Here is a 582-nt window from a genome sequence, read left to right as displayed (position 1 = left end):
GCCGCCCACCATCTCGCCTGCCTCCATCTCGGCGCGAAAAACATTCCACGAGAGCGTCGGCGAGCACGCAATCGCAGTGACCGGTTGCTGGCCTCCCTCGATGTGATCCATGAGGCCGCACTCGTGGGGCTGAAAGAGCACGACCGGCTGGTGATGGCGAAAAGCCAGATGGAACGGCGGCTCAAACAACGGCGCACCAGCTCGAAACTGGCCGACCTGGTCGAATTCGTACTCTCGCGGCCGATCGTCTCGACCGGCATGATCCAAGAGGAGCTAAAAGTCTCGAAGCAGGGTGCGCTCAACCTCGTCGGCGAGCTCAGCCTGCGCGAGATGACGGGGAGGGGGCGGTTTCGGGCGTGGGGGATCGTCTGACTGTTAGTACGCGCTGAATGCTGCCGGCAATGACTCGTTGAATCACCCTCTCAATCTCGTGTCGCTTCAAACTCTGGGCAAACCTAAGCCGAGAGCGCTCGTCCAAGTCCTCCACTGCTCGCACCACCGTAACGCGCTCCGCATCTGCTCGCGGGCCATGAGCTCCGCCGGTGTCAAGCTGGTCAACCCGTGTGAGATTGCGTCCCAGCT

General features: G+C 62.0%; 1 protein-coding gene. It reads left to right on the top strand.

Going from position 1 to position 582, the window contains the following annotated elements; all coding sequences use genetic code 11:
* Nucleotides 1–372 (top strand): helix-turn-helix domain-containing protein (locus tag EN749_RS36890; protein WP_128365122.1); only part of this gene is annotated, 372 nt, incomplete at its 5' end.
* Between the last annotated feature and the right edge of the window lie 210 nt (nt 373–582).

It is taken from the genome of Mesorhizobium sp. M7A.F.Ca.ET.027.02.1.1, from assembly GCF_004022985.1.
Lineage (GTDB): Bacteria > Pseudomonadota > Alphaproteobacteria > Rhizobiales > Rhizobiaceae > Mesorhizobium.
The sequence above is the reverse complement of the archived record's forward strand: the minus strand, read 5'-3'. Positions and strand labels throughout refer to the sequence as shown.